Origin of the sequence: Bacillus sp. SA1-12 (assembly GCF_000981385.1) — a bacterium.
In the GTDB taxonomy this organism is placed as follows: domain Bacteria; phylum Bacillota; class Bacilli; order Bacillales; family Bacillaceae; genus Metabacillus.
In genome coordinates this window covers 70,237-96,893 of sequence record NZ_LATZ01000131.1, presented here as the reverse complement: position 1 = coordinate 96,893, position 26,657 = coordinate 70,237, and the positions used below count along the sequence as shown (strand labels likewise).

At 39.2% G+C, this 26,657-nt stretch carries 24 protein-coding genes; 22 read left to right on the top strand and 2 right to left on the bottom strand.

What is annotated here, in order from left to right; translation table 11 throughout:
- Window positions 1-10 precede the first annotated feature (10 nt).
- The 5 genes from WQ54_RS27890 (at window position 11) to WQ54_RS27870 (ending at window position 6,601) form a co-directional block, all read left to right on the top strand.
- Window positions 11-805, top strand: a complete 795-nt coding sequence (locus tag WQ54_RS27890) for a sugar phosphate isomerase/epimerase (RefSeq protein WP_046589533.1) — start codon at window positions 11-13, stop codon at window positions 803-805.
- 17 nt (window positions 806-822) lie between these two features.
- Entirely contained in the window at window positions 823-1,857 is a 1,035-nt protein-coding gene (locus tag WQ54_RS27885) for a Gfo/Idh/MocA family protein (protein WP_046589531.1), read from the top strand.
- Window positions 1,854-4,076, top strand: coding sequence for a glycoside hydrolase family 65 protein (locus WQ54_RS27880; RefSeq protein ID WP_046589530.1), 2,223 nt, complete (start codon window positions 1,854-1,856; stop codon window positions 4,074-4,076). Before WQ54_RS27885 ends, WQ54_RS27880 begins: the two co-directional genes overlap by 4 nt.
- A gap of 15 nt (window positions 4,077-4,091) precedes the next feature.
- Window positions 4,092-4,754 (top strand): beta-phosphoglucomutase, encoded by a 663-nt coding sequence (pgmB, locus tag WQ54_RS27875; RefSeq protein ID WP_046589528.1) that lies wholly within the window; start codon window positions 4,092-4,094, stop codon window positions 4,752-4,754.
- A 167-nt stretch (window positions 4,755-4,921) separates the two neighbouring features.
- Window positions 4,922-6,601, top strand: a complete 1,680-nt coding sequence (locus tag WQ54_RS27870; protein WP_046589526.1) for an alpha-amylase family glycosyl hydrolase — start codon at window positions 4,922-4,924, stop codon at window positions 6,599-6,601.
- Between the two features lie 377 nt (window positions 6,602-6,978).
- On the opposite strand, the gene WQ54_RS27865 is transcribed toward WQ54_RS27870, so the two are convergent.
- Window positions 6,979-7,536, bottom strand: coding sequence for a cysteine dioxygenase family protein (locus WQ54_RS27865; RefSeq protein ID WP_046589524.1), 558 nt, complete (start codon window positions 7,534-7,536; stop codon window positions 6,979-6,981).
- 460 nt (window positions 7,537-7,996) lie between these two features.
- Between WQ54_RS27865 and WQ54_RS27860 the strand changes: the two genes are divergently transcribed.
- Window positions 7,997-8,560: a tyrosine-type recombinase/integrase gene (locus tag WQ54_RS27860; protein WP_046589523.1), complete on the top strand. Its 564-nt coding sequence runs from the start codon at window positions 7,997-7,999 to the stop codon at window positions 8,558-8,560.
- A gap of 45 nt (window positions 8,561-8,605) precedes the next feature.
- Here the strand turns inward: WQ54_RS27860 and WQ54_RS27855 are convergent, their stop codons facing one another.
- Window positions 8,606-9,298, bottom strand: coding sequence for a universal stress protein (locus tag WQ54_RS27855; protein ID WP_046589521.1), 693 nt, complete (start codon window positions 9,296-9,298; stop codon window positions 8,606-8,608).
- A gap of 146 nt (window positions 9,299-9,444) precedes the next feature.
- On the opposite strand from WQ54_RS27855, the gene WQ54_RS27850 reads away from it, so the two are divergent.
- The 16 genes from WQ54_RS27850 to WQ54_RS27770 all read left to right on the top strand — a co-directional run bounded on the left by WQ54_RS27850 (window position 9,445) and on the right by WQ54_RS27770 (window position 26,654).
- Window positions 9,445-11,862, top strand: coding sequence for a Na+/H+ antiporter subunit A (locus tag WQ54_RS27850; RefSeq protein ID WP_046589519.1), 2,418 nt, complete (start codon window positions 9,445-9,447; stop codon window positions 11,860-11,862).
- Window positions 11,846-12,271, top strand: coding sequence for a Na(+)/H(+) antiporter subunit B (locus tag WQ54_RS27845; RefSeq protein ID WP_046589517.1), 426 nt, complete (start codon window positions 11,846-11,848; stop codon window positions 12,269-12,271). Before WQ54_RS27850 ends, WQ54_RS27845 begins: the two co-directional genes overlap by 17 nt.
- Window positions 12,271-12,609, top strand: a complete 339-nt coding sequence (locus tag WQ54_RS27840; RefSeq protein WP_046589514.1) for a Na(+)/H(+) antiporter subunit C — start codon at window positions 12,271-12,273, stop codon at window positions 12,607-12,609. Before WQ54_RS27845 ends, WQ54_RS27840 begins: the two co-directional genes overlap by 1 nt.
- Window positions 12,602-14,092 (top strand): Na+/H+ antiporter subunit D, encoded by a 1,491-nt coding sequence (locus WQ54_RS27835; protein ID WP_046589511.1) that lies wholly within the window; start codon window positions 12,602-12,604, stop codon window positions 14,090-14,092. The genes WQ54_RS27840 and WQ54_RS27835 overlap by 8 nt, the downstream gene beginning before the upstream one ends.
- A 39-nt stretch (window positions 14,093-14,131) precedes the next feature.
- The gene (locus WQ54_RS27830; RefSeq protein ID WP_046589510.1) at window positions 14,132-14,611 is read left to right on the top strand and encodes a Na+/H+ antiporter subunit E; all 480 of its coding nucleotides are present in this window, start codon (window positions 14,132-14,134) and stop codon (window positions 14,609-14,611) included.
- Window positions 14,608-14,892 (top strand): Na(+)/H(+) antiporter subunit F1, encoded by a 285-nt coding sequence (locus tag WQ54_RS27825; protein WP_046589508.1) that lies wholly within the window; start codon window positions 14,608-14,610, stop codon window positions 14,890-14,892. The genes WQ54_RS27830 and WQ54_RS27825 overlap by 4 nt, the downstream gene beginning before the upstream one ends.
- Window positions 14,879-15,265 (top strand): monovalent cation/H(+) antiporter subunit G, encoded by a 387-nt coding sequence (gene mnhG / locus WQ54_RS27820; RefSeq protein WP_197089686.1) that lies wholly within the window; start codon window positions 14,879-14,881, stop codon window positions 15,263-15,265. Before WQ54_RS27825 ends, mnhG begins: the two co-directional genes overlap by 14 nt.
- A gap of 191 nt (window positions 15,266-15,456) precedes the next feature.
- Window positions 15,457-15,717 (top strand): hypothetical protein, encoded by a 261-nt coding sequence (locus WQ54_RS27815; RefSeq protein WP_046589505.1) that lies wholly within the window; start codon window positions 15,457-15,459, stop codon window positions 15,715-15,717.
- Window positions 15,718-15,865: 148 nt separating this feature from the next.
- On the top strand, window positions 15,866-16,345 hold the full coding sequence (locus WQ54_RS27810; protein ID WP_046589759.1) for a DUF1648 domain-containing protein: 480 nt from the start codon (window positions 15,866-15,868) through the stop codon (window positions 16,343-16,345).
- Window positions 16,346-17,573: 1,228 nt separating this feature from the next.
- Entirely contained in the window at window positions 17,574-19,307 is a 1,734-nt protein-coding gene (locus tag WQ54_RS27800) for a hypothetical protein (protein ID WP_046589501.1), read from the top strand.
- A 421-nt stretch (window positions 19,308-19,728) separates the two neighbouring features.
- Complete coding sequence (locus WQ54_RS27795) at window positions 19,729-20,847, top strand: glycoside hydrolase family 105 protein (RefSeq protein WP_046589499.1); 1,119 nt, start codon at window positions 19,729-19,731, stop codon at window positions 20,845-20,847.
- Window positions 20,848-21,300: 453 nt separating this feature from the next.
- The gene (locus tag WQ54_RS27790; protein WP_046589497.1) at window positions 21,301-22,617 is read left to right on the top strand and encodes a glycoside hydrolase family 125 protein; all 1,317 of its coding nucleotides are present in this window, start codon (window positions 21,301-21,303) and stop codon (window positions 22,615-22,617) included.
- 35 nt (window positions 22,618-22,652) lie between these two features.
- Window positions 22,653-23,684 carry a family 20 glycosylhydrolase gene (locus WQ54_RS27785; protein ID WP_046589495.1) on the top strand — a complete coding sequence of 344 codons (1,032 nt, stop codon included), beginning with the start codon at window positions 22,653-22,655 and terminating at the stop codon, window positions 23,682-23,684.
- A gap of 34 nt (window positions 23,685-23,718) precedes the next feature.
- On the top strand, window positions 23,719-24,609 hold the full coding sequence (locus tag WQ54_RS27780) for a sugar phosphate isomerase/epimerase (RefSeq protein ID WP_046589492.1): 891 nt from the start codon (window positions 23,719-23,721) through the stop codon (window positions 24,607-24,609).
- 57 nt (window positions 24,610-24,666) lie between these two features.
- Complete coding sequence (locus tag WQ54_RS27775; RefSeq protein WP_046589490.1) at window positions 24,667-25,662, top strand: Gfo/Idh/MocA family protein; 996 nt, start codon at window positions 24,667-24,669, stop codon at window positions 25,660-25,662.
- Window positions 25,663-25,664: 2 nt separating this feature from the next.
- The gene (locus tag WQ54_RS27770) at window positions 25,665-26,654 is read left to right on the top strand and encodes a Gfo/Idh/MocA family protein (protein WP_046589488.1); all 990 of its coding nucleotides are present in this window, start codon (window positions 25,665-25,667) and stop codon (window positions 26,652-26,654) included.
- Window positions 26,655-26,657: the final 3 nt, after the last annotated feature.

Below are 26,657 nucleotides of genomic sequence, written 5' to 3'. Positions count from 1 at the left end.
GAGTAGGGTCATGAAAATAGGCACACAAAACCAGGCTTTTTTTCCAGAGGACATAAAGGAGAAATTCCGTTATTTAAAGGAGTTGAGCTTTGATGGCTTTGAGATTGACGGGAAAATACTGGTCAATCATCTGGAAGAAGTGAAAGAAGCGATTGCGGAGACGGGAATCCCTGTGACAACGGCTTGCGGCGGATACAATGGCTGGATTGGCGACTTTATTGAAGAGCGCCGGTTAAGTGGATTGGCAGAAATTGAACAAATCCTTGAAGCTCTAAAAGAAGTTGGCGGAAAGGGAGTCGTCGTGCCAGCTGCTTGGGGAATGTTTACGTACCGGCTTCCGCCGATGCAATCACCAAGAAGCAAGGCAGGTGACCGTGAAGCTGTAACTAGTTCGCTTCTGTATTTAGACAAGGTTGCAGAAGAAACAGGGACTACGATTTTTCTTGAGCCATTGAATCGTTATCAGGACCATATGATTAATACATTGGCTGATGCCCGTCGTTATATCGAAGATAATCAATTGAAAAATGTAAAAATTATTGCTGATTTTTATCATATGAACATTGAAGAAGATGGTATCTCCGAGGCATTGCATGCAAACCGTGACCTGATTGGTCATATCCATTTAGCTGATAACCATCGTTATCAGCCGGGCAGCGGTTCCATCGACTTTAAGAGACACTTTGATCTGCTAAAACAAGATGGTTACAAAGAATTTTTGACGATTGAATGCCGGGTTCGCGGAAATGATCCTGAGGCAGAATACAAGAGGGCATTAGTACATCTTAGAGAAGCGTTGCGTTAAGGGAGGATGCGTATAGAGTGAAAAAGAAGGTTGCGATTATTGGACCTGGACAAGTAGCCGAAAAAGTTCATGTTTCCTATTATCAAACACGAGAAGAACTCGATGTGGTGGCGGTGGTTGGCACTAATATAGAACGTGTAAAAAGCTTTGCTGAGCGCAACGGTATTCCGCATTACTATACGAATGAGGAAGAAATGTACGCTGCCATCAGGCCCGATATTGTAAGTGTTTGTACTCCGAATCGTTTTCATTGTGAACATGTTCTGCTTGCGATTGCAAATGGCTGTGACGTGCTCTGTGAGAAACCGCCAGCGATTTCAGCAGAGGAAGCCAAGAAGATGCAAGATGCTGCCGAGGCAAATGGCTGTCTCCTCGCCTATAATTTTCATCATCGTTTTGCCGACGATGTCACGATTCTCCATGAAAAGGTGAAAGAGGGTGTGCTTGGAGATGTCTATGTCACGAAGGTAAAGGCATTACGCCGCTGCGGTATTCCCGGCTGGGGAAGTTTTACCAACAAGGATGTACAGGGAGGCGGTCCGCTGATTGATCTGGGATCACATATGCTTGATGCTGCCCTCTATATTCTGGGATTCCCGAAAATCGAACGAGTCACAGCAAAAATGTATCAAAAGATTGGCACGAAAAAATCGAAAGGTACACTGGGTGAATGGGACCCAAACAAGTATGAGGTGGAGGATTCCTTATTTGGTTTTATTGAACTTAAAGGCGGAGGAATCATCCAACTAGAAACATCATTTGCTTTAAATATAAAGGATCCATCGATAATGAATGTAGAATTTTGCGGTGATGCGGCCGGCGCCACTCTTTTCCCCGCTCAGATCTATACCGATGAAGGCGGCGAGCTGGTTTACTACTTGGACAGGGAGACGGCTGATGCTGACCGCCCTTACAAAAGTATGAAAGCATTCGTCAATCGCTGTTTAGGAAAAGAGGTTATGGTGGCGGACGGAAAGCAAGGTTACGTTATTCAACAACTCATCGAAGGATTGTATCAATCTGCTGAAAAAGGTGAAAGTGTAGCACTATGAAGAAAAAAAGAGGAATTTATGAACATGGTTTTGACTTACATTATCTGAATAAGTATGCGAGTTTACTAGCTCTAGGAAATGGTTATTTAGGTATTCGCGGCACCCATGAGGAAGACTATACAGGTCAAAACCGCGGAATGTATGTGGCCGGCGTCTACAATAAAGCGACAGCAAATGAACCATCCGAGATCGTGAACTTACCGGATATCAGCGGTATGGTGATTGAAATCGACGGTCAGCCTTTTTCCCTGCTTCAAGGTGAAGTGGTCTCCTATGAACGAGTGTTGCATTTTGAAACAGGTGAATTAAGGAGGGAGATTGTCTGGAGGAGCAAAGCAGGAGCCCGTTATCAGCTTCTCTTTCAAAGGTTTGTCAGCAAGCATGATTTGCACGTTGCGGCTTTAAAGGTAACGATTATTAGCTTAGATAAACAAGCTGAGATCAAGATTGTGACCGGTATTGATGCCCAGCAGACAAACTTTGGAAAACAGCATGTAATCGAAGAAAGTGTCCGGGTTTATAACGAAGAAATCATCCAGGGTGTATATCAGACAACTGAATCCGGAGTGATTGTGGCGATTGCGGCAGGCATTCATGTACCTGAAACGAGTAAAGTGACGTTTTCTGCTAAAAACCGCCAGCTGCTTTCGGGAATTTCATGTAAGGTTGCTCAGGCTGAGCCTTTTGTGCTTGAAAAAATCGGAACGGTTTATACTTCCCATGAGTGTGATGATCCGGAAACGATTAGCTTGGAGGCTGTTCAAACCCTGACTCCAAAAGGCTATGATGGTTTACTTGCACAATCGGCAGCTATGTGGCAGGAGTTTTGGCAACTGAAGCGTGTCTCGATTACTTCTAGTAATGAATTTGATCAAACTGCGATGGATTTTGCTCTTTACCACATCGAGATTATGACACCCGCCCATGATGAGCGTTTTAGTATCGGTGCTAAAGGTCTCACTGGAGAAGGGTATAAAGGGCATGTATTTTGGGATACGGAAATTTTCCTTGCTCCATTTCACCTTTACACGGAGCCGGAAACAGCCAAAAAGCTTTTGCAGTACCGATATAAGCATTTGCAGGAAGCAAAAGAAAAGGCGGCTCAAAATAAGTATGAGGGAGCGTTATTCCCGTGGGAAAGTGCTTTTACCGGAAAAGAAGAGACACCTGAGTTTGCAGCAATCAATATTCGGACTGGTACTCGTCAAAAGGTAGCCTCCGCGCTTGCTGAACACCATATCGTGGCAGACATTGCCTTCGCCGTTGTCCAGTATTATGAAAGCACCATCGATGAAGACTTTATGAAAAATGAAGGTCTTGCTCTGCTTAAAGAAACAGCACGTTTTTGGATCAGCAGGACAGTGGATGAAGGCGGCAAGCTTTCGATTCATGATGTAATCGGACCGGACGAGTATACGGAGCACATCAATAATAATGCGTATACGAATTACTTGGCCTATTACAATGTAGAACAAGCCCTTTATTTTATGGAACAGTATATGGATGAGGAAGCAGAGCTGTTTGAGAAGGGCCGTGACTTCCTTAAGCGTTTGTATCTCCCGGAGCCGAATGATGAACAGATTATTCCGCAGGACGATACTTTCTTAACAAAATCTGAAATTGATTTGAGCCCTTATAAACAAAAGCAGGGAAGCCAGGCGATATTACTCGATTATTCCCGTAAGGAAGTCAATGAAATGCAAATTCTTAAGCAGGCCGATGTTGTGATGCTGCTGTATCTCTTACCGGATTTGTTTTCTAGTGAGATCGTAAGGAAAAATCTATTTTATTATGAAGAGCATACAATCCATGATTCATCACTAAGCAAAGCAATTCACGCGATTGTGGCAGCCCGCTGTGACGATTATGCTGCTGCGTACCGCTTTTTTCAGGAAGCATGTTTAATTGATTTAGGAACAAATCCGCGTTCTTCGGACGAAGGAATTCATGCTGCTTCCTTAGGAGCAATTTGGCTGGCTGCAATCTTTGGTTTTGCAAATATGACGATGCGTGCTGACCGGCTGGCATTAACTCCTAAGCTGCCGGCAAACTGGAAAGAACTAAAGTTTCCTCTAAGCTATCAGGGAAGGAAGCTAGAATTTAAATTGACTCATCAAATTTGTGAGATTACTAAGCTCTCAGGCTTAGAATTAAAGATTGAGATAAATGGAAGTTTATTTGAATTGAAGGATCGGCTTGAAGTGGAGATTACCGACTGAAAAGAGGTGGAAAGAATGGAGAACAAACGGATAGAAGCGGTTGTGTTTGATTTAGATGGAGTAATTACGGATACGGCGCATTTTCATTTCCTTGCCTGGAAACAGCTGGCGGAAGAGTTTGGTATCGTCATAGATGAAGTGTTTAATGAACGATTGAAAGGGGTAAGCCGCATGGACTCTCTCGAGTTGATTTTACAGGAGGGAAATCGGCAAAATGAATTTAGCATGGCGCAAAAAGAAGAAATGGCTGCCAAGAAGAATGCTCATTACTGTGAATTCTTAAAAGAGTTAACACCAGACGATGTCTTACCAGGTATTAAGGAGTTAATTGCAGCGATTAAAGAAGAAGGGATTCCGATTGGACTTGCATCTGTTTCCAAAAATGCCGGAACGGTTTTAAAGGCTTTACAGCTTGAAGGTATTTTTGATTATTGTGCCGATGCAGCGAAGATCAGTAAATCGAAGCCAGACCCGGAGATTTTTCTAACAGCCTGCAGCGGTTTAGGAGCTAACCCAGCCCGATCCATTGGTATTGAGGATGCGCAGGCAGGAATTGAATCAATTAAAGCAAGCGGAATGTTTGCAGTCGGCGTAGGTCCAAGCCTTGCCAAAGCAGATTATACTGTTGACACAACATCACAGCTTGTTTGGGAGAAAGTAAAAGCAGCATATTCATAGATTAATTAAAAATGTCTGTAGATAAACCTTCGTTTTGTCTACAGCTTTTTTGACTGATGGAAAAGGATATGTTTCCTATCAGCATAGAAGTTACTGAACCTCTGTCTTCGTACTAAGGGCTCGCTGGCAGACGAGTTTTATTTATTATTAAATTGGGAGATGATGGCATGTTGATCTTGAAAACAATAGAAGAAAAGCTAAAGAGTATTTATCAAGAAGAATATCAGGAGAGCTTTTTAGAGGATTTCCTCGAGCTTATTAGGCAATGGGAGAAGAAGGAATGGGCAGGAATTGATGCTCCTTCCGAAAAAAATATCTATTTAATTACGTATGGTGACAGTATTTTTGAGCAGGGTAAACCAACATTAGAAACATTGCATCAGTTTTTAAAACAGGAAGTCCAGGAGACGATTACCGATGTACACTTGCTGCCGATGTTCCCTTACACCTCTGATGATGGCTTTTCCGTTGTGGATTACAAGGAGATTAACCCTGAATTAGGGACGTGGGAGTATATTACGGGCATGTCCCGCGATTACCGGCTGATGTATGATTTCGTTGCGAACCATATCTCGAAATCCAGCGGGTGGTTTCAAGAGTATCTTAACGGAGAGGGAAAATATCAGGACTATTTTATTCCAAAGAATCCAGCGTTTAACACTGAGCAAGTTGTTAGGCCAAGAACCTCACCGCTCTTTCATGAATATGAGGGGAAGGCTGGGGCTAAGACGGCGTGGACTACCTTTAGTGAAGATCAGGTGGATTTAAACTTCCGCCATTTCCCTGTTTTGCTCGAGACAACGGAAATTCTGCTTTCTTATGCCCAGAAAGGAGCGTCTAGCATCCGCTTGGATGCGATTGGTTTCATCTGGAAGGAGTCAGGTACTTCTTCGATGCATTTACCGGAAGCCCATGCGATTATTCAGCTTTGGCGTGATGTCTTAAATTACTTCAAGCCGAATACACAGATCATTACGGAAACAAATGTACCGCATCATGAAAACATCAGTTACTTTGGCGACGGCACCAATGAAGCGCATATGGTCTATCAGTTTTCACTCCCGCCGCTTGTCTTGCACACGATGACGACGCATGATGCAACGAAGTTGTCTTCATGGGCGAAGACGATCGGAAAGGTTTCTAATGAAGCAACCTACTTTAATTTCCTCGCCAGCCATGATGGTATTGGCATGCGTCCGACAGAAGGGATCTTGTCAGAAGAAGAGAAACAAAGATTGGTAGATAAAGTTGTAGAAAATGGCGGGCGAATTTCTTATAAAACCAATAGCGATAGCAGCCAGTCTGTCTATGAGATGAATATCAATTACTCCAACGCGTTAATCAACAAAGACGAGGATGATACCGAAGAGTTAGCGGTGAAAAAAATGCTCGCGGCTCATTCGATTCTTCTGTCAGTGATGGGCGTACCGGCCATATACTATCATTCTTTGCTTGGGTCTGAAAATGATTACGATGGACTCGAAGCCTCAGGGATCAATCGCCGGATTAACCGAGAAAAGCTTGAGTTCGCCAAGATCACTAGAGAGTTGAAGGAAAACTCACGCCGCAAGGGAATTTTCCAAGGTTTACGGCAGATGATATCGATTCGCCAGCAGCAGAGTGCTTTCTCTCCTTATGCCCCGCAAACCGTTGTTGATCTTGGTTCGAATGTTTTTGCATTGAAGCGATGCAATGAAACGACAGGAGATGAAGTGTTTTTTATTGTCAATGTCGATTCTAAACAGGTGGAGGTTGAGATTGGCATGAAGGGCCATGACCTGTTAACCGGTGAAGAAATTAACTCGATTGTAACGCTTGAGCCATATCAATTCTTATGGGTAAAGTGAGAGATTGAAGCTTTTCATTGCGACGGATGCTGTTAAGGATTCGCTTTTCTCTATTGAAAATATAACATTCTTCAAATAACCTGAATCAAGGTATGTTGGTATGTTGCATTAGCATTGAATCCAATCACAAACTTTGCGAACCAATACAGCTAAGTTTGAGAAAAACAGGAACATTTAGAAGGAAACAATATATGTGATGAGAAATTTATCAAAAGACACCTGATTTATCTGATTGAATACGTATATAGGGGATAAGTATAATAGGTATTTCGGTTAGTCAATAGTGCTTTTTCCTTTGTAACAATCAACAGTAATCAGGCGCTAACATAGGGGTAATTTACTTTCAAAAGGGCAACTTTCTCGTTGCTCTTTTTTTATCATTCCTTCCTAAACCGCATTTCCTTCACCTTCTGATATTGTTCATCAGGCCACCATGCTCCGCAATCATCTGATACGACACATGCAGCACATTTTTGTAAATCATAAACGATCATTCCGGTAATGGGTGGGGAATAGAGGTGGAGAGTGACCAAATCTGAATGATTAGAGGCTTTCATTTTATGGATGGCTTTTTTAGGAGCATAAAAAGATGTTCCTTTTTGGTAATACTGATGGAATAATTCGACAGGCAAACCATTCTCGTTCACTTCATAAACTGAATTGCAGGATGTGCCGGAGAGGACCTGGATCCAGCCTGATGAATTTCCATGATCGTGAGGGGCACATTCTAGTTCGGACCAATTCATTACGAGCAGTTCCACTTCTTCATTTTTATATAGAAGCTTTCGGTTATAGGGTTTGCCGTTAGATGGTTCTGGTAAGTGAGCGAGATCATCGAGTGTCATATTTAACTGCAATAGAGCGTCCTTCAATTCGTCTTTAGATGGATTTTTTAAGGCATCTAAAACATTTTTTATCTTGTTTGACATTGTCATGAAGCCTTCCTCCTAAAGTCGTTTTTTTTCGTGAAAAGGCTCAATAACATAGGAAAAGCAACTTGCTGTCCATCCACAATAATTACTCCTATTATAATTATGATTCCTCCAGCAACACTTATGATGAAAACTTTTCTTTATAAAAGGAAACCAGAGGCAACTACGTTTTAAAGGTTCCAAGTATAGGAACATAGAAATCATTTAAGTCTCTGATCCTTCAAGTTTCTTCCCCAATAACCAATTGGCGGTAATGCCGGAAACAAAGACCCCAAGAAACAATAATGTGCCACTCTGTATAGGTTAGCAGCGACAGGGATTCCCAACCTTTTATGGTGATAAAAGAGGTTGGGATAAAACTGTTTTTTTCATTCGTGAATAAGAATATTTTGCATATCTTTTGGTAATGTTACTTAATATATGCTAATATATTATTATGTAACCTGATATGGGAGGAAATCTTATGGAGTATGTTAACCCTATAAGAGATATAGAGAATATAAATGCGATAAAGAACATATTAAGGAAACAATCGCAGAGGGATTTATTGCTTTTTGTATTTGGGATCAATACAGGAATTAGGGTGAGTGATTTACTTTCTTTAAGGGTTATCGATGTGTGGGATGGAGAGCATATTAAGGAATTTTTATATTTAAAAGATGAAAAAAGTGGTCATACACGGGCACATTATATTAATAACTCCATTCAAATGGAGTTAGAAAAATATTTAAGCAGCCGAGAGTTTAATGAAAATGATTATTTGTTTAAGTCCAAAAAGATTAACCAACCGATTACTCGTCAGCAGGCTTATCGGATTATCCATAAAGCAGCCGAAGAGGTTGGGATAAAAGAGAAAATAGGGATGCACACCCTTAGAAAAACATTTGGATATCATGCGTATCGGAAGGGGATAGCTATTTCAATCATTATGGACATCTATCATCATCAGTCCCCTTCTGAAACATTACGCTATATAGGGATAAATAAACAAGATCAAGATATGATTAAAGTCGACATTAACTTGTAAGTTGGGGATAAATAAAAAGCCTCCACCAATGGTGGAGGGAGGGTTTTATAAGTAATCGTCATCAGAGTTTAAATTTGAATTCATTTCAACATTTGTTAAGTCTGTAACGATATCTTCATTTACTTGGACTTGTAAGGTTTCTTTATCCTTCATAAATTTGAAAATACCGTTGTTAAAGTCAGTTCCATACTCCTTAAAGAAAATGCCTTCATATTCAATATTCTTTGTATGTTTAAAGATGAGTCGATATTGGCCGTGCTCCTTTATCAGATAAGCACGTACTCCTTTTTCAAAGTGTCTATCGGGATTTTTAAGATAACGTGATACAGAAATAATATGCAGGTCAACAAAGGGGATTTCACGTAGTAGAGAGTTGATAATTGACCCTTTTGCAATTTGTTCCCAACGGCTTTGAGCTGTTTGGCCAAGAATGATCTGTGTAATATTCTTTTCACGTGCAACCTCTGCGATTACTTTCGTAATTGGTCTGTGTTCATTATCTTTAATAATGAAAGCATCAGCACTATGTTGCTCCGCTAACTGTTTCCATCGTGTAATATAACTTGTCTTTTCTGCATCCAAATCATCGTAGGGTTTAGGATCAACGGTCAGGATGTAAAGAGGACAATCAAGCATATTGGCAATCTTACAGCCCCGTTGTATGAGACGTTCTCCATTAGGACCATAATATACACAGACGAGGATGCTTTCGTCCATGCGTCCCTTTATTCTCTTCATTATTAGTTCACCTCAGTATGGCTGTGAATTAACCTAAAAAAAAATACAACTTACAATAAACTATGTATGACTATAACGCATGCTACACATTCAGTCAATCGTTGAAATATGTCATTTTTAACTAATACTAATTGGGAGGGGAAATGATGTCTTGGTTACACCTGTTGATCTTAATTCCATTTATCTTTGCAATAGCGGTCCCGTACCTATATAAGAAATTCACTCCGCGCATCCATACGGGGTGGTTTGTCCTTTTCGTTCCATTGTTGATATTTATTAACCTTTTAACCTTTATACCCAGAATCTCTCAAGGAAATACATTCACAGCTACTGTCCCGTGGCTTCCATCATATAATATTAACTTTACAACTCATGTGGACGGATTAAGTCTAGTTTTTGGATTGTTAATTGCAGGAATCGGTGCTTTAGTTATTCTCTATTCCATTTACTATATGTCTAAACATCGTGAGGCGCTTCATAATTTCTATGTTTATCTGTTGTTGTTTATGGGAGCGATGCTCGGTCTGGTTTTTTCTGATAATATTTTTGTTTTATATGTATTTTGGGAAATGACAAGTGTGTCTTCCTTCCTATTAATTGCGTATTGGTATGAACGTGAAAAATCACGATATGGTGCGCAAAAGTCTATGTTGATTACGATATTTGGCGGACTTGCAATGCTGGCAGGTTTCATTATGCTTGCCATGATCTCGGACACTTATAGTATCCGTGAAATGGTGAGTCATGCAGCTGTTTTTCCTTCACACTCATTATTTATTCCGGCAATGATTCTGATTCTCATTGGTGCGTTTACTAAGTCAGCACAGTTTCCATTCAGCATTTGGTTACCAGACGCAATGGAGGCACCAACACCAATAAGTGCATATTTACATTCTGCTACCATGGTTAAAGCGGGAATCTACTTAGTTGCTCGTCTCACACCAGTTTTTGGAGGATTTGCTGAATGGTTCTGGATCGTGTCAGGAGTAGGGATCATTACTTTATTATACGGCTCTGTAAATGCTGTAAGGCAAACTGACCTTAAGGCCTTGCTGGCATACTCAACCATAAGTCAATTAGGTTTAATCATGAGCCTGCTTGGTCTTGGTTCTGCCTCTTTGTATTTCAAGATAGGAGATGATTCTTCCGTCTATGCAGTAGCTATATTTGCTGCGATCTTCCACTTAGTGAACCATTCAACCTTTAAAGGGTGCTTGTTTATGGTTGTTGGCATCATTGATCATGAGACCGGGACGCGTGATATTCGAAGGTTAGGTGGCTTAATCCACTTCATGCCGGTTTCATTTACCATTGCTGTAATTGGCAGTTTCGCTATGGCAGGTCTTCCTCCCTTTAACGGTTTTTTAAGTAAAGAAATGTTCTTTACAGCAGTATTAAATGCTGCACAACTGCCGGTTTTTAGTGCGGAATATATTGGGATGATCATTCCTATCATCGCATGGATTGCCAGTTTGTTTACATTTGTGTACAGCATGATATTAGTATTTAAAACTTTTAGAGGCAAAAATAAGCCTGAAAAACTGGGCAGGGAAGTGCATGAGGCACCAATTGGAATGTTAATTCCCCCACTAGTTCTTGCTTCCCTTGTAATTGTGATTTTCTTTTTTCCAAATGTCCTTTCACACTATTTATTAAAACCGGCTTTAAGTGCTGTTTTGCCAACACTTGCTCAGGATGGAGAACTATATGTCAAAATTAGTGCTTGGCATGGCTGGAATACAGAGTTATTTATGACTCTTGGGGTGATAGGCGTTGGAACGCTATTATATATTTCTTTGAAAAAATGGCATCGAATCTATCACTTTTATCCAGAGAGTCTAACATTAAATAATATCTATAACTTTGGAATAGAAAAGATGGAGAATGTTTCCCGCTTTATTACTGATCAGTATATGACAGGGTTTATTCGTCATTATCTCGTCTATATTTTTTCATTTATCATCATTCTTTTAGGCGGGTCGATGTTGTTGTTCGATGGGTTTTCCTTTAACCCCTCTGTTGATGCACCTGTTAATTTTTTTGAAGCAGGATTAATGATTGCAATGGTTACTACTGCATTAACGGTTCTTTTTTCAAAGAATAGAATGACCAGTATTGTTGCTGTTGGGGGACTGGGTTTTCTTGTATCTTTTTTCTTCGTCTTATTTCGAGCCCCAGATTTGGCTTTAACCCAATTGGTGGTTGAGACGGTTACAACAGCTCTGTTCCTGTTATGTTTCTATCATTTACCTCAGCTTCGGAAAGAAGTAAGTCGTGTGCGATTTAAAGCCGTTAATGCTGTTATCTCGATTGGTGTGGGTGTTGTTGTTGCGATTGTTGCACTATCTGCTAATGGGAATCGTTTCTTCGAATCAATTTCGAGTTATTATGAAAACTCCTATGAATTGGCGGGAGCAAAAAATATCGTAAATGCAATCCTCGTTGATTTCCGAGGGTTTGATACCATGCTGGAAATTTTAGTGCTATGCATTGCCGGTTTAGGAGTTTATACCTTAATAAAGCTAAGAATATCAGGGGGGGATAAAAATGAAGGAACCAAATGATGTCATCATCAGAAGTGTCACAAAAGTGGCAGTCGTGATCATTCTTACATTTGCAATAAATCTTTTTGTCTCAGGCCATCATTATCCAGGCGGTGGTTTTATCGGCGGTCTGGCTTTTGCATCTGCCTTAATCCTTTTATTTATTTCGTTTGATATTGAAACGGTTCTTAATAATATTCCGGTAGATTTTAAAATTTTGGCTGCAGTGGGGGTTCTGATTTCTGTTCTGACAGGGGTCGGATCTATGGTGTTTAATGTACCATTTTTATCTCAGTCTTTCGGCTATTTTAATCTGCCTGTTTTCGGAAAGACAGAATTGGCAACAGCAGTGATTTTTGATGTTGGAGTAGCGTTGGCGGTAATTGGCACCTCCATCACGATAATATTGAGTATAGGTGATGATCGATAATGGAAACATTAATGTCTATCCTTGTCGGAATATTATTTGCTATTGGTATTTATCTGATTTTGTCGAAACGTTTATTGCAAATTATTTTAGGAACATCGATTCTTGGTCATGGTGTTAATCTACTCATTATCACTATGGGAGGATTAAAAAAGGGAGGTCCGCCGCTCCTTGGAATAAAGAATCTTACCTATGCTGATTCACTGCCGCAAGCCCTCTTATTAACGGCGATTGTCATAAATTTTGCCACAACTGCTCTGTTTCTAGTGTTAAGTTACCGCGCTTATAAATTTTTGGGCACGGATGATACAGAGCAACTTGGAGGTATTGAAAATGAATAATTTAGTGATATTGCCCATCATCATTCCCATCATCACAGGAATGATAATGGTCATTTGGAAGAAAAATATTAATTTCCAAAGGTGTCTTAGTATTATATCTATAGCAGTGGTTGGTGCCGTGGCCATTTATTTGATGGTTCAGATTGAAAATGAGGGGATTCAATTACTGCATTTAGGAGGTTGGGAAGCCCCCTTTGGTGTAAGTTTGGTCGCTGATATGTTTTCAGTTTTGCTTGTACTTGTGACTTGTATTGTTTCCTTATGTTGCTTATTATATGCTTTTCACTCGATAGGAAGAGAACGGGAATCTTACTACTTTTACCCTTTGTTTTTGTGTCTAATTACCGGGGTTAATGGCTCATTCCTTACAGGAGACATGTTTAATTTATTTGTCTGCTTTGAAGTCATGTTAGTTTCTTCCTATGTGCTGATTTCACATGGCGGAACGAGAATACAGCTAAGGGAGTCTATTAAGTATATTCTAATAAATATCATCTCCTCTTTTCTATTTCTGGTTGCTATTGCCTATTTATATGCCATGTCTGGTACGTTGAATTTTGCTCATCTTTCTGTTCGTGTTGCAGAGGTTGGACAAGAGGGACTTATGAATACGGTAGCAATTCTATTTTTAATCGTGTTTAGTTTAAAAGCCGGCTTATTTCTATTTTATTGGCTTCCTGGTTCTTATAGTGCTCCGCCTACTGTAGTTGCTGCTATATTTGCTGCGTTATTAACTAAGGTAGGAATGTATGCGATTATTAGAGTTTTTACGTTAGTCTTTTATCATGAACCAGGAGTTACGCATTTGTTAATAGGAATATTGGCAGCCGCAACCATGATATTAGGAGCAATAGGGGCAGTAGCTTATAGAGATATTAAGAAAATATTAACCTATAACGTAATTGTTGGTGTGGGATTTATTTTAGCCGGAGTGGCTTCTTTCACAACGGAAGGAATGACGGGATCGTTATTCTATCTGATCCACGATATGATTGTTAAAGCCCTTATTTTCTTATTAGGCGGAACAATCATTCATCTTACAGGAACGAGTAAACTTAATGAAATAAGTGGTCTTATCCGGTTGCACCCGGGATTAGGCTGGATGTTTTTTATTGCTGCCTTATCATTATCGGGAATTCCGCCACTAAGCGGATTTTTAGGAAAGATTTTTATCTCAGAAGGAACTTTTGAAGCAGGATACTTTTGGTTGGGTGGGATTGGATTACTTACCAGCCTTATGGTTTTATATTCAATTATGAAAATATTTATGAGTTGCTTTTGGGGATATACGGACTTAACTGAGGAGAATGAAAAGGGGACAACCAAGGGGTTATTGTTACCTATAGGAATTCTGACCGTGTTAACAATTGCCCTGGGAGTAGGTGCGGAAGGAATTCATACTTACGTTGATTATGCCGTAGAAGGCTTAATGAATCCAAGTATTTATATTGAAGCTGTATTGGGCAGTGGTCAAGGGCAATAACCTAATTCGTATTCTTGATAGCAGAAAGGGGTGGCAGCCATGCCCATGCAAGTGTTAATTAATTTATTAATCGGTGTTATCTGGATGTTTCTTCAAGATGATTGGAGTGTATTAACATTCTTTAGCGGTTACTTATTTGGTTTGTTGGTCCTTTTTATCCTGAGAAGATATTTGCCAACAAAATTTTATTTAGTGACATTGCTTGCCATTGTTCAACTTTTCCTTGTGTTTATCATTGAATTATTTACTTCCAGTATATTAGTTGTTCGACAGGTGATGCGGCCTAGAATCAATATTACCCCAGGTATTTTTACATTGGAAACGGAGTTAGATGGTGATTTGGAGATTACCTTATTAGCCTTATTGCTAACATTGACACCTGGATCGGTTGTAGTGGAGGTTTCTTCGAATAGTAAAAAGTTTTATATACATGCGATGGATATCCCGGAATCAAGTGATGCTGTTCTTCAATCTAAAACAAAATTTGAAAAAGCAATAAAGAAGGTGACACGTTCATGATACAGGGAATTTTAATTTGCTCATTAATTTTCTTGAGCTTTGCCATTTTTGCTACGATTTATCGGTTGGTAAAAGGACCGACAGCACCAGATAGGGTGCAGGCACTCGATGCATTAGGGATTAATTTAATATCAGGAGTTGCTATATTTTCAGTTTTGCTAAGAAGTACAGGATTTTTTGAAGTGATTTTATTAATTGGCATTCTCTCCTTTATTGGGACAATTGCCTTTGCGAGATATATTGAAAGAGGTGTGGTCATTGAACGTAATCATTCAGATTGAACTGATTGCAGTAAGTTTAATATTGATTGGTACCATTTTTAGTTTTTTAAGTGCAATTGGATTAATTCGCCTCCCTGACCTTTATACTCGCTCTCATGCACTTTCAAAAGGATCAACAATGGGTGTCCTATTTATACTTGTTGGTACCTTTCTCTTTTTTATCATGGAAGGTATTTTTAGCATCCGGTTATTTCTTGGTATATTCTTTGTCTTTCTTACGGCTCCGGTTGCAGCCCATGTCATAGTACGTGCGGCTTACCGCTCAAATGTTGCTCTTTCAAAAGAAAGTGTCAGAGATGATTTGAAGGAAGTTTACAAAAATGAAGGAGTGATTGGAAGTGAACAAAGAAGAAGTAAAGAACTGGGGGAATAAGTTACAAGTAGTATGAATTTAAGCAGTTATCGATAAGATTGCTGGATATTTCACATTGGCGGAGTCTGTCACAAAGGGATTATTATGTCTTGAAGTGACAGACTTTTTTAGGTTAATTCTCTTTTATGGTTGAAAGCCGAGCAATTAGCTCATAACCGCTAAATCGTGTATTTCAAAGACAAATCAATGTCATGATAGATGCAGATAGCCTTCAAGCTGTAAATTACATAGATAACAAGTCGATGCTGGAGATTTTTGATCAATTTCAAGTCCCTGATAATATTACAATAAAAAAAGAAGAAGCATATGAGAAGGTCAAAGGATTGCTTGAACTAAAGCCTTATTATGTTTATGACTTTAAACGAAAACAGTATGTTTTATGCGGGAAATTAGATTGTCAATATGGAGTGGATGCATCGAATGGGGAAGTTATTGTTTTAACAGATTTATAGTTTTATCCTAAACTTAATGGGCAGTAAAATCTCTGTTTTAAGTTTAAGCAGTTTCTTCCAAGATAAGTGGAAGTCTCACTATAATGTGTACTCTTCAACATTTAGAAGGGGGGAAAGTAGTGTGTCAAATTATTCTGATCGCCCTAAAATGAAGTTACTAAAAACAAAAGGTGAATGGATTTGGGATATCATTGGCTATTCCTCTTACGCAGCCTCTATTATTTTTTTAATCTTTGTTTGGAGTATCCTTCCTGGAAAAGTGCCAGGGCATTACAATGCTTCGGGTGAAGTAGATCGCTGGGGATCCAAATGGGAACTTCTCATTTTACCTCTTGTAGGTGCAGTTATTATTGTTATCATGCAGGTGTTAGAAAGATTTCCAGAGGTACATAACTACCCTGAGCGATTGAAAAAAATGAATGCAGCACAGTTTCATCTGCATAGCCGAAAACTCGTTAATCAATTAAAGAATATTTGTCTGGTTCTTTTTGCTCTCATATTATTTGAATCAGTATCCATAGCATTAGGCTGGGGAAGCGGATTTGGTAAATGGATCTTGCCAGTAACGATTATTGGTACAGGTTTTCCAATATTAGCAGGAATATTAAAGCAGAGAAAGATTAAATAGGAAGGCAATTGGAGTAATCCTAAAAATCAAAGGGGAAGAGTGTAACATGAATTGCTTCTGTAAAAACGGCATAACTAATGATATAAAAATGGAAGGAGATCTTGGTCCAGATCCGATTTGGTGAAGTGTCTGCAGCTGCAACCTGGAGATTATGGACTTTCCTATATCATAAAAATTAGCAAAGGAACTGGAAGCAACGGGCAATAAGTTATGGTGAGTGGAATTAAATTAATTGGGGGTTTGAAACACTACTATCGGATGGAATTAAAATTGAAAATAACTATTATCAGGTGATATAGAATCTAATAGAAAAGGTAAAAGAAGAGCTAGGGGTTCATAATAAAATTGTTTTATTCCTCTTCAGCTAGTGCAAGACTCCAAGCTAAATGCTCCTTTGTTTTTAAAGGTTCTATGATGGAAATAATTTAATATTGTCTGAGCTTTTTCTGACAATAAATGCAGTTCCTTTCTATCAGTTTCAGTCGAAGGATGTATTTTCTGGGAAATAATCGTCTTGTTTTGCCGGTAATTAATAGATTCTTCCTATTTAGAATTAAATCCATATTCATTTTTTGGAATCCCAAGAACACGTATGCTTATTAGCAGAGGTCTTCTTGGGATTCATTTATTTTTCACAAGCTTATTAAAACATAGTGAGGATGCCCGCATCAGAATAAAAGCGGTAGACTTTTACAGAAAAAAGCAGTTGTTCCGAATTGGAAAATTTGCAGGTCTGCATCCAATAGAGCACCGATTAATCCGTTTTTTCGGTATACGAGAATGTTTGGAAGATGGAAAACTCATGATCACCCATTAATCATTTTTATAAAATCGTAAACATGTCAGCAGCAGGTGGTAGGAACCCAAAAAAGAGTAAGCCCACTAAAGGGAAAGCAATCCACATAGATTCATATTGGCTAATCGAGCGATCAGGTCACATATATCCTCCATTTACGATTTCACTTCCCCTTTGAAAAATCAGAGTGATATGGAAGAGCTCCTTCCAAAGAAAAATTGCCTTTTGAGTAAAGTGGATATCTTATTGGTAGGGTTGCGTGTATTTTTCAGTAAAGTCAATAATAAAGTTTCAAAAGCAGATATTTTGATAGAAAGGCGATTTTTTTGTTGAGTTTTCGGAAAATACAAACTATTGTTAGAGAAACACAATAGAACTATTTTCTATCAGCTGGAGCATGAACTTTCATTATGAAGGCAAGGGGGAAACGAAATGTATCAAAAAATTCTGCAATCAAATGAATCTTTTACAATGAAAATGGTGAATTACCAAGATCTTGATCCGAACAGTAAATATTTTGGCGGCATTATTGATCCGGCTATGGGAGTTGCCTTGCCAAGCCACTGGAATACACCGAGAATTTTGGCGGCCTGGGTTGCCTCAATTGTAAACCCTGATTCTCATTTTTATCATAATGAGGAATTAATTGAACGATTAAGAAAAATGTCAGAATATATGCTAAGGCATCAGCATCAGGATGGAACGATTTCGTTAGGATCAACGAATTATCATTCCCCGCCGGATACTGGATTTGTGGTAGTAGGTTTATCACAGGTTTATTTGTTATTAAACAAACAATCATCACACATGTACGATGAGGTTTGTGCCAATCTGAAGGTTTTCTTAGAACGGACTGTTCCTGCCCTTCTCACTGGCGGCTGCCATACTCCAAATCATCGTTGGGTCCTGACTGCGGCTCTTTCCTTTTTAAATCAACTATTTCCAAACAAAAAGTTGTTGAATCGTGCTGAAGAGTGGTTAGCGGAAGGATTAGACTTTACAGAGGATGGAGAATGGACGGAACGAAGTAATGGAATTTATAATGCCGTAAACAATATGATGCTCTACCATGCTTCACAAAATTTAAATTGCCCAGAGCTTCTCGAGCCGGTTAGAAGGAATCTGGAATTAATGCAATATCTTGTTCATCCCTCAGGAGAAGTTGTTACAGATTATTCGGGCAGACAGGATTTCGGAGTAACGTCGAATCTATCAAATTATTATGTCATATATCGCTTAATGGCGGCACATGACAATAATCGGCTTTTTGCTTACATGGCAGACTTCGCGGCTGAAAGTGTAACTGAACCTGGCAGTGTTGATTCTAATGCAATGATTGGACACCTCCTTTATCCAGAGAGAATGAATAATGAGATTGAACGGCAGCCTATTCCAAACGAATATGTGAAAACCATCAATAAACAGTTTCCCCGTTCTAAGTATTTAAGTAAGATTGCTGATGTAGGGCATAATCTCAAAATCTTGCACAGTGCCCCGCATACTGCCTTTGGGTCACCAATAGTACGTTATCGAAAAAAAGATACTAGTGCGACGATCATGACGAATACACCTTCATTTTTCTCACTTCGTCACGGAGAATTGAGACTTTTAGGGACAAAGATTTCTACTGCCTTTTCACCAGGAATTGTATATTTCAATGAATTGATAGAACAGAATGATAGCTATGTGTTAAGAGCTACGATGGAGAAAGGATATAATTCACCTATTCCGAAGCATTTTTTAGGGGAACTGCAGAGTGTTGATGGTAATGGTATTCCTTGGTATTTGCTTCCTCATCAGCATCGTGATATTACACATCTTCAGAAGCACGAAATCACTGTAAAGATCACTCCAGGGACAGACGTGTGGAGAATTCACATTAAAAGCGATCAATTGGATGAGGTCTTTACTCAGGTGACGTTTATTTTTGATCAAAAGGGAACGTTTAGTGGAGAAGGAGTGAAACATGTTCAGAATGAGCAATACTTCTTAACAGAAGGGAAGGCAGCTTATTCAGTTGGAAATCTTTCACTTGAAATCTCATCAGGCGCCCATGAACATTGGTTAGATACGCTTCGTGAAGATGAACATTCAGCAGGCTGTAAACACTTATCATTAAACCTTATGACTCCATTCGATCGAGTCATTGAGATCAAGCTAAAATAGCAGAAAAAAAGATAAAAATCTAGAAAATATAAGATTATCTATAATTGCACATTGGGCAGAAGGTAGAAGGAATGTTATTTAAAATAAATAACATTCCTTATAAATTATTGTTAAGCGCTTACAACATAAAACGATAATGTTGACTCGAAGGTGAATGTAAAGCATAAACAGCCATACGTAAGGGAAAGAAGATCTCATTCAAAAAGCATACTGGTGAAAATTTTGTTGATTATGTAACAGAGGCGGAATGAAGGAGGATAAAGATTTTTGATCTTGAATGAAGATACGATTGAGGAAATAGCGATTAAGTTCATTTATAAAAAACCGGGATTATTTTGGCAATACCTATTTAATATCTAACCAATTAAAAAGAATGCCCATTAACTGATAAAAACGAATATTGGAAGGAGAGGTCGTTCATTTGAAGGAGGATGTTTGTAAGGCGGTACGAAAGATCACGAATCAATTATTGCATTTAAAAAGACCCAATAATGAAGAAAGCTTAAAAAAAGCGGAAGACGGAGCAAGGATTGGTTATTTTCCGAGAGATTTTGGCATGGAAGAGTGGGACTGGCCTCAAGGTGTGGGGTTATACGGATTAAGAAACCTTGCTGAGAATGATGAATTCCCAAGTTATGATGTGTTTAGCAAAAATTGGGCTGAGGAACAAATAAGAAGAGGTTTGCCGTTAAAAAATATCAATACAACTGCCCCGATGTTAACACTCATGGATCTTGAAGATATGGAAGAGCTGGCTCTGCAATGGATGAACTGGATTTACCATCACTCTCCAAGGACAAAAGAAAATGGCTTGCAGCATGTCACCTCTGGTGATACAAAGGACGAGCTAACTCTTAACGAAGGTCAAATTTGGATTGATACGTTATTCATGGTGGTGCTGTTCATGGGCAAAATGGGGATAGAATATAAGCAAGCAGATTGGAAAAAGGAAGCTGCTTATCAATTTTTGCTTCATATCCGCTATTTATTCAATCAAGAGGAGTCTTTATTTTACCACGGATGGGATTTTGAAAATCAACATCATTTTAGCGGCGCTTTTTGGTGCCGCGGGAATAGCTGGTTTACCTTAGCTGTTCCTGAATTTATTAACATGATGAAGAATAATCTTGAAGAAGAGACCTATATATCTATTGTGTCCACATATAAAGCACAAGTTAAAAGATTAGTAGAATTGCAATCTGAAAATGGGCTGTGGCATACACTGCTTGACGATTCGGACAGTTACACAGAGGTATCAGGATCTGCAGCGATTACGGCAGGAATTTTAAAAGGAATTCGTTATGGCTTATTAGATTCTGATTATCTAAATGCTTGCCGTAAATCCATTTACGCCGTTTTGAAAAACATTTCAGAGGACGGAACGGTATTAAATGTTTCTGCAGGAACTGCAATTGGAAAAGAAAAAGAGGACTATAAGAAAATCATCATTGCTCCAACGGCATATGGTCAAGCATTGGCCATTGTGTTGCTTTCAGAAGTCCTTCAGCATGAAGTTTTGTTAAGTCATATACAGTTATGATAGGATGAGCAGCCATAGGCGGAGTTAGAAGCGATATATAATTGATATAGATATTTTGATGGAAAGTTTGGTTGGTGTTTACCTGTTCACATCAACCATCTTTCCATCATGTGACCCAAGCACTCACACTCTAGTAGAGATGGATGCTTTTTTGCTTTGTCATAACATAAAAAATATAAGGGATTACATATTCGCGCAAAAGCTACATATCGCTTGAAGAAACTATGTATCAGAAGAGGTGTAAATGACAACAAAGAGCAAGATTGACATATTGACGAGGCTATTGAATATCACTTAAGGTTAGGGCATCTGCATTATGTTGAAGGGAGGAGATCTGATTATTTATCGAGATAAGGTTGTATAGCTTGCAGGTGAAAATGGAAGAAAGACTAATACTAAAATAAGAATCTATCGCTTATAAGGTTTTATCATAAAACGTAAAGAGGGATCGTTATGGATAAGAAATTACCAGAATCAATGAAGCAATTGATAGAAGAAGTGAAAGGGTCTTTTTCCGATGATCGAAAAGTCCAAGCACTTTTTGAAAACTGCTTTTCAAATACGTATGAAACAACAATGAAGCAAAGAGAGGATGGGACCACCTTTGTGATAACAGGTGATATCCCGGCCATGTGGTTACGTGATTCTGCAGCACAAGTGCGTCCATATTTACTTTTAGCTGAAAAGGATCAGGACATGGCAGACTTAATTGAGGGTGTGATCAAAAGGCAATTGGCTTATATTATCCATGATCCTTATGCAAATGCATTTAATGAGGAGGCGAATGGAAAACGTTATCATGACGACAAGACGGACATGACCCCGCTTTTATGGGAGCGTAAATATGAAATTGATTCATTATGCTACCCGATTCAGCTCTCTTATTTATTCTGGAAAGCCAGTGGAAGGACATCTCATTTTAATGAATTATTTTTGAAAGCGGTTGCGAAGATCATCGAAACCTGGAAAACGGAGCAGCATCACGAAGAGATGTCTAGTTATCTATTTGAACGAGATAACTGCCCGCCGCAGGATACATTATCACATGATGGAAAAGGAGCCCCTGTTGGGTATACAGGCATGACCTGGAGCGGATTTCGCCCCAGTGATGACGCGTGTACATATGGCTATTTAATTCCTGCTAACATGTTTGCAGTTGTTGCCTTAAACCAATTAAAAGAAATAGCAGAAAAGGTTCTTGAGGATCAACATCTTGCACAAATAGCCTCTGATTTAGCACATGAAATTGATCACGGTATTCAAACTTATGGGAAGGTTGAACATCCAAACTATGGAACAATCTATGCCTATGAAACAGATGGGCTTGGAAATCATCATTTGATGGATGATGCGAATGTGCCAAGTCTTCTCTCTATTCCTTACTTAGGTTATTGCGATCCCGATGATCCCGTTTATCAAAATACAAGAAAGTTTATCCTTAGTTCTGATAACCCTTACTATTATGAAGGAAAAGTGGCAAAGGGGATTGGCAGCCCGCACACGCCAAAACATTATATTTGGCATATTGCTTTAGCCCTTCAAGGGATGACCGCCATATCAGAAGATGAGAAAACTGAGATTCTTGATTTGTTTAAAAGAACCGATGCAAATACAGACTTTATGCACGAAGGTTTCCATGTTGATGAACCTGAAAAATTCACGAGACCTTGGTTTTCCTGGGCTAATTCAATGTTTAGTGAATTTTTATTAAGTCAATGCAACTTGTATGTAAAAGGCAGTCCTTTAGCAAGGTTAAACCATTTGAGCTAATGGAATTTCCATTTATATAGGGAGTGAACGAATTAATGAATCGAATAGAACCTATCCGCGGATTTCATTTAAGATTTGGTTCACATGAACTGCTTGAACCATTTAAGGAATTTATTGAAAAGGTTTTAGTTCCAAAGGGAATAAACCATTTGCTCTTGGAATGTAATACCTCCTTTGTTTTTGAATCACATCCAGAAGTAACCGCTGGAACGTTAACGAAGCAGGATGCTAGAGTAATAGCAGAAGTATGCAGTAACAACGGGATACGACTTATCCCTCTATTCCAATGCCTCGGTCACCAAGGGTGGGGCGGTGCACCTAATTCAATTTTAAAAGCATATCCGGAATTTGATGAAACACCTCATATACCTCTTGATGCAAAATGGCCGGATTTTTTCTGCAGAAGCTGGTGCCCAAAGCATCCTGATGTAAATCGACTTATTTTTGAGCTCTTGGATGAATTGATTGACGCTTTCGGTGCAGATGCCTTTCATGTTGGCATGGATGAAGTATATGAACTTACAGATGATCAGTGTCCTCGCTGTAAGGGGAAGGATCGAGCTGATTTATTTGCCAAGGCAGTTAATGATCTTTACGGGCATTTGGTCAAAGATCGAGGCGTTGAAATGTTCATGTGGGGAGATAGGTTGAACGACAGTGAAAAGCTTGGTTATGACCAATGGGAAGGAGACACGTTTGGTACTCATAAAGCCATAGATCTCATTCCTAAAGATATTGTCATCATGGATTGGCATTATGAAAAAATAGCGTTATATCCTTCGATTGGAAACTTTATTGAGAAGGGCTTTACTGTAATACCGGCTTGTTGGTACAAAACAGATGCGGCCGTTCATTTTTTAGATGATAGTAAGCGTCAGGCTCATGAACAAGATGCGGAAGCGAAGATGCCCGGTATGTTTGTGACATCCTGGAACGGTTGGAACAAAGAGTCTTTTGAAAAATGTATCACAATGAATTCACAACATTTTAAACGCAATGAACAATTAGAGGAATTAGAAGAATTATACCGGACACTGTCTGTTATCACGGAAAAGTTGAATAGTTGAATCTAACAATATATGAAAATAGGGGTGTTTTACGATGAAACTAGGTTTAAGCACATATAGTTTACTAGATGCCATTAACGCAGGGGAAATGAATGTTTTAGATGTTGTTGAATGGATTGCCGAAAATGGCGGAGAACATATGGAAATCGTTCCTTATGGTTTCACGTTAGTCGATAATCTGGAGCTTGCCGATCAAGTGCGTGAAAAAGCGAAGGAAGTTGGGATTGAACTATCAAACTATTCATTGCCTGCAAACTTTGTCCAGGAAACGGAGGAAGAATTTGAGGCAGAGGTGTCAAGGCTTAAGGAGCATGTTGACCTTTTGGATCGTATGGGAATCAAGCATATGCGCCATGATGTGACGGCCTTTACCTTGCCGCCTGAGAAAATGACGATTGAATACTTTGAAAACAGCCTGCCCCAAATCATTGAAGGTAGCCGCCGCATCGCTGACTATGCCGCACAATTTGGCATTACAACAACCATTGAAAATCATGGAGTTGCTGTACAGCATAGCGATCGGGTCCAAAGGGTGCTGCAAGCAGTAGACAGGCCAAACTTTAAAACAACATTAGATATTGGCAATTTCATGTGTGTGGATGAAGATCCAATTGTAGGTGTAAAGAAGAATCTGCCATATGCATCCCTCATTCATTTTAAAGATTTTTATTTCCGGCCTTACTATAATGACCCTGGTGCAGGAAAATGGTTTAAAACCTCCAATGGCAACTTTTTACGCGGAGCTATTGTTGGACAAGGAGATATCAAAATAAGAGAGATAGTCAAGCTTATTAAAGCTTCCGGTTATGACGGCTATATTACGTTGGAATTTGAGGGGATGGAGGAATGCCGTGCTGCATCCAAAATTGGTATGGATAACATTAGACGGTTTTGGAACGAAAGTAACACATACCAAACCATTTAAGTTACTAATATTGGGAGTTATAAATAAACAAAGAGTACAAAAGGTGTGATGATAGGTATGTTAAAAGTTGCGGTGATCGGGATTGGAAAAATGGGGCAAAGGCATTTGGAGAAATGGTCGCAAATCGGTGGCTGTAAAATTGTCGGAATCGTTGGGCGCAACCCTGATAAGGTAACGGACTTAGGATTAACGTATAATGCCCAACCCTTTACATCATTAGAAGATCTAGTGAATGCAGTCGAAGTAGATGTCGTTGATATTTGTTTACCAACCCATCTTCACTTCGAATTTATTAAACAGGCAGCAGAAGCAAAAAAACAGATTATTTGTGAAAAGCCATTAGCGTTAAATGCTGTTGAAGCAAAAGCAATTATTGAGATATGCGAAAAGCAAAATGTTCAATTATTTGTGGGTCAGACACTCCGCTTTTCGTCTGAATATGCCCAGGCTCATCAACAAGTGAAACGCGGTGCGATTGGAAAACCAGGTGTTATTAGACTTTCCAGAGGTACTGCTTATCCAAACGGCAGTGATTCATGGTATACAGATGCCAATAAAAGCGGAGGAATCCTTTTAGATTTAGGGATTCATGATTTTGATTGGTTAATATGGACCTTTGGAGATGTAAAGAAGGTTTTTGCGAAACATATTAAAAAGCAAGTAAATAGCGGACGAGTTTTAGACTATGCATTAGTAACCTTAAGAATGAAAGATGGAGCAATCGCACATGTTGAGCTTTCATGGGCAAAAAACGCATTGGAGGCATCGTTTGAATTAGCGGGAGATAAAGGAATGATTATTAGTAATCAAGATCGTTCACCAATCAAGGTCACATTAAAAGATGAGTTCAATGAAACGGGTGCGTTAGTGAACAATCCCATAGGCGAATCACCCATTCTCCAACAATTGCGACATTTCAAAGAATGTATCACAGATGGAAAAACACCGCTTGTGACTCCGGAAGACGCTTTGAAAGCGATTGAAGTAGCTGAAGCAGCGATAAGATCAGCTTCTACCGGTCAGCCTGTAAATTTGATAGAGAGGGGAGCATGACAATGAAGGTTGGAATAATAAGCTTTGCCCATATGCATGCATTAAACTATGCCCATCATCTAATGGATCACCCTGAAGTCGAATTAACAGCTATTTGGGATCAAGATGTGACGAGAGGCTCTAAAATGGCTGAACAATTTCAGTGTGATTATTATGTAGATTTAGCTGGTTTCCTGCAATTGGACATTCAGGCCGTCATCATTTGTTCGGAAAATGCGCATCATAGGGAGCATGTATTTGCTGCTGCACGTGCAAAAAAACATATTTTATGTGAAAAACCAATTGCTACGGAAATAGAAGATGCTAAGGCAATGATTGACGTTTGTAAAGCAGAAGGGGTTATCCTGCAAGTGGCTTATCCTGTTCGATTCTCTCCAGTGATTCAACAAGTTAGAAACATTATCCAATCGGGAGAAATTGGAGAAGTGATTGCGGTCAACGGAACCAATCATGGTTTAATGCCAGGAGGCTGGTTTATTGAAAAGGAATTGTCCGGCGGCGGTGCTGCAACAGACCATATCGTTCATGTAATGGATCTTCTTCGTTGGATGCTGAATGATGAAGTTAAAAGCGTTTATGCTGAGTTAGACACAAGGTTTTACGATCTTGATGTAGAGGACTGTGGAATTGTAACGATTGAGCTTGAGTCTGGTGTGGTTGTAACGATTGATCCAAGCTGGTCACGGCCAAAAACATTTCCGACATGGGGAGATGTAACGATGGAAATCATCGGGACAAAAGGGAATCTATCGGTTGATGTTTTTAAACAACATTCATTACATTATGATGATGCCCAGAATAAGATTGTCCAATTACCGTGGGCAGAAGATATGGATCAAGGTCTCATTCATGACTTTATCTCATGTGTTAAAGAAGAACGAACTCCGTCTATAACAGGTGAAGACGGATTAAGAACATTGGAAGTGGTAAAAGGTGCTTACGAGTCCTCAATGACACAACAGGTGGTTGCTCTAAATAGAATAAAACTTTAATAG

Coding starts and splice junctions, on each gene's coding strand:
- WQ54_RS27890 (WP_046589533.1), top strand. CDS start 11: ATGAAAATAGGCACACAAAACCAGGCTTTTTTTCCAGAGGACATAAAG.
- WQ54_RS27880 (WP_046589530.1), top strand. CDS start 1,854: ATGAAGAAAAAAAGAGGAATTTATGAACATGGTTTTGACTTACATTAT.
- pgmB (WP_046589528.1), top strand. CDS start 4,092: ATGGAGAACAAACGGATAGAAGCGGTTGTGTTTGATTTAGATGGAGTA.
- WQ54_RS27870 (WP_046589526.1), top strand. CDS start 4,922: ATGTTGATCTTGAAAACAATAGAAGAAAAGCTAAAGAGTATTTATCAA.
- WQ54_RS27865 (WP_046589524.1), bottom strand. CDS start 7,536: ATGACAATGTCAAACAAGATAAAAAATGTTTTAGATGCCTTAAAAAAT.
- WQ54_RS27860 (WP_046589523.1), top strand. CDS start 7,997: ATGGAGTATGTTAACCCTATAAGAGATATAGAGAATATAAATGCGATA.
- WQ54_RS27855 (WP_046589521.1), bottom strand. CDS start 9,298: ATGAAGAGAATAAAGGGACGCATGGACGAAAGCATCCTCGTCTGTGTA.
- WQ54_RS27850 (WP_046589519.1), top strand. CDS start 9,445: ATGTCTTGGTTACACCTGTTGATCTTAATTCCATTTATCTTTGCAATA.
- WQ54_RS27845 (WP_046589517.1), top strand. CDS start 11,846: ATGAAGGAACCAAATGATGTCATCATCAGAAGTGTCACAAAAGTGGCA.
- WQ54_RS27840 (WP_046589514.1), top strand. CDS start 12,271: ATGGAAACATTAATGTCTATCCTTGTCGGAATATTATTTGCTATTGGT.
- WQ54_RS27835 (WP_046589511.1), top strand. CDS start 12,602: ATGAATAATTTAGTGATATTGCCCATCATCATTCCCATCATCACAGGA.
- WQ54_RS27830 (WP_046589510.1), top strand. CDS start 14,132: ATGCCCATGCAAGTGTTAATTAATTTATTAATCGGTGTTATCTGGATG.
- WQ54_RS27825 (WP_046589508.1), top strand. CDS start 14,608: ATGATACAGGGAATTTTAATTTGCTCATTAATTTTCTTGAGCTTTGCC.
- WQ54_RS27815 (WP_046589505.1), top strand. CDS start 15,457: ATGATAGATGCAGATAGCCTTCAAGCTGTAAATTACATAGATAACAAG.
- WQ54_RS27810 (WP_046589759.1), top strand. CDS start 15,866: ATGAAGTTACTAAAAACAAAAGGTGAATGGATTTGGGATATCATTGGC.
- WQ54_RS27800 (WP_046589501.1), top strand. CDS start 17,574: ATGTATCAAAAAATTCTGCAATCAAATGAATCTTTTACAATGAAAATG.
- WQ54_RS27790 (WP_046589497.1), top strand. CDS start 21,301: ATGGATAAGAAATTACCAGAATCAATGAAGCAATTGATAGAAGAAGTG.
- WQ54_RS27785 (WP_046589495.1), top strand. CDS start 22,653: ATGAATCGAATAGAACCTATCCGCGGATTTCATTTAAGATTTGGTTCA.
- WQ54_RS27780 (WP_046589492.1), top strand. CDS start 23,719: ATGAAACTAGGTTTAAGCACATATAGTTTACTAGATGCCATTAACGCA.
- WQ54_RS27775 (WP_046589490.1), top strand. CDS start 24,667: ATGTTAAAAGTTGCGGTGATCGGGATTGGAAAAATGGGGCAAAGGCAT.
- WQ54_RS27770 (WP_046589488.1), top strand. CDS start 25,665: ATGAAGGTTGGAATAATAAGCTTTGCCCATATGCATGCATTAAACTAT.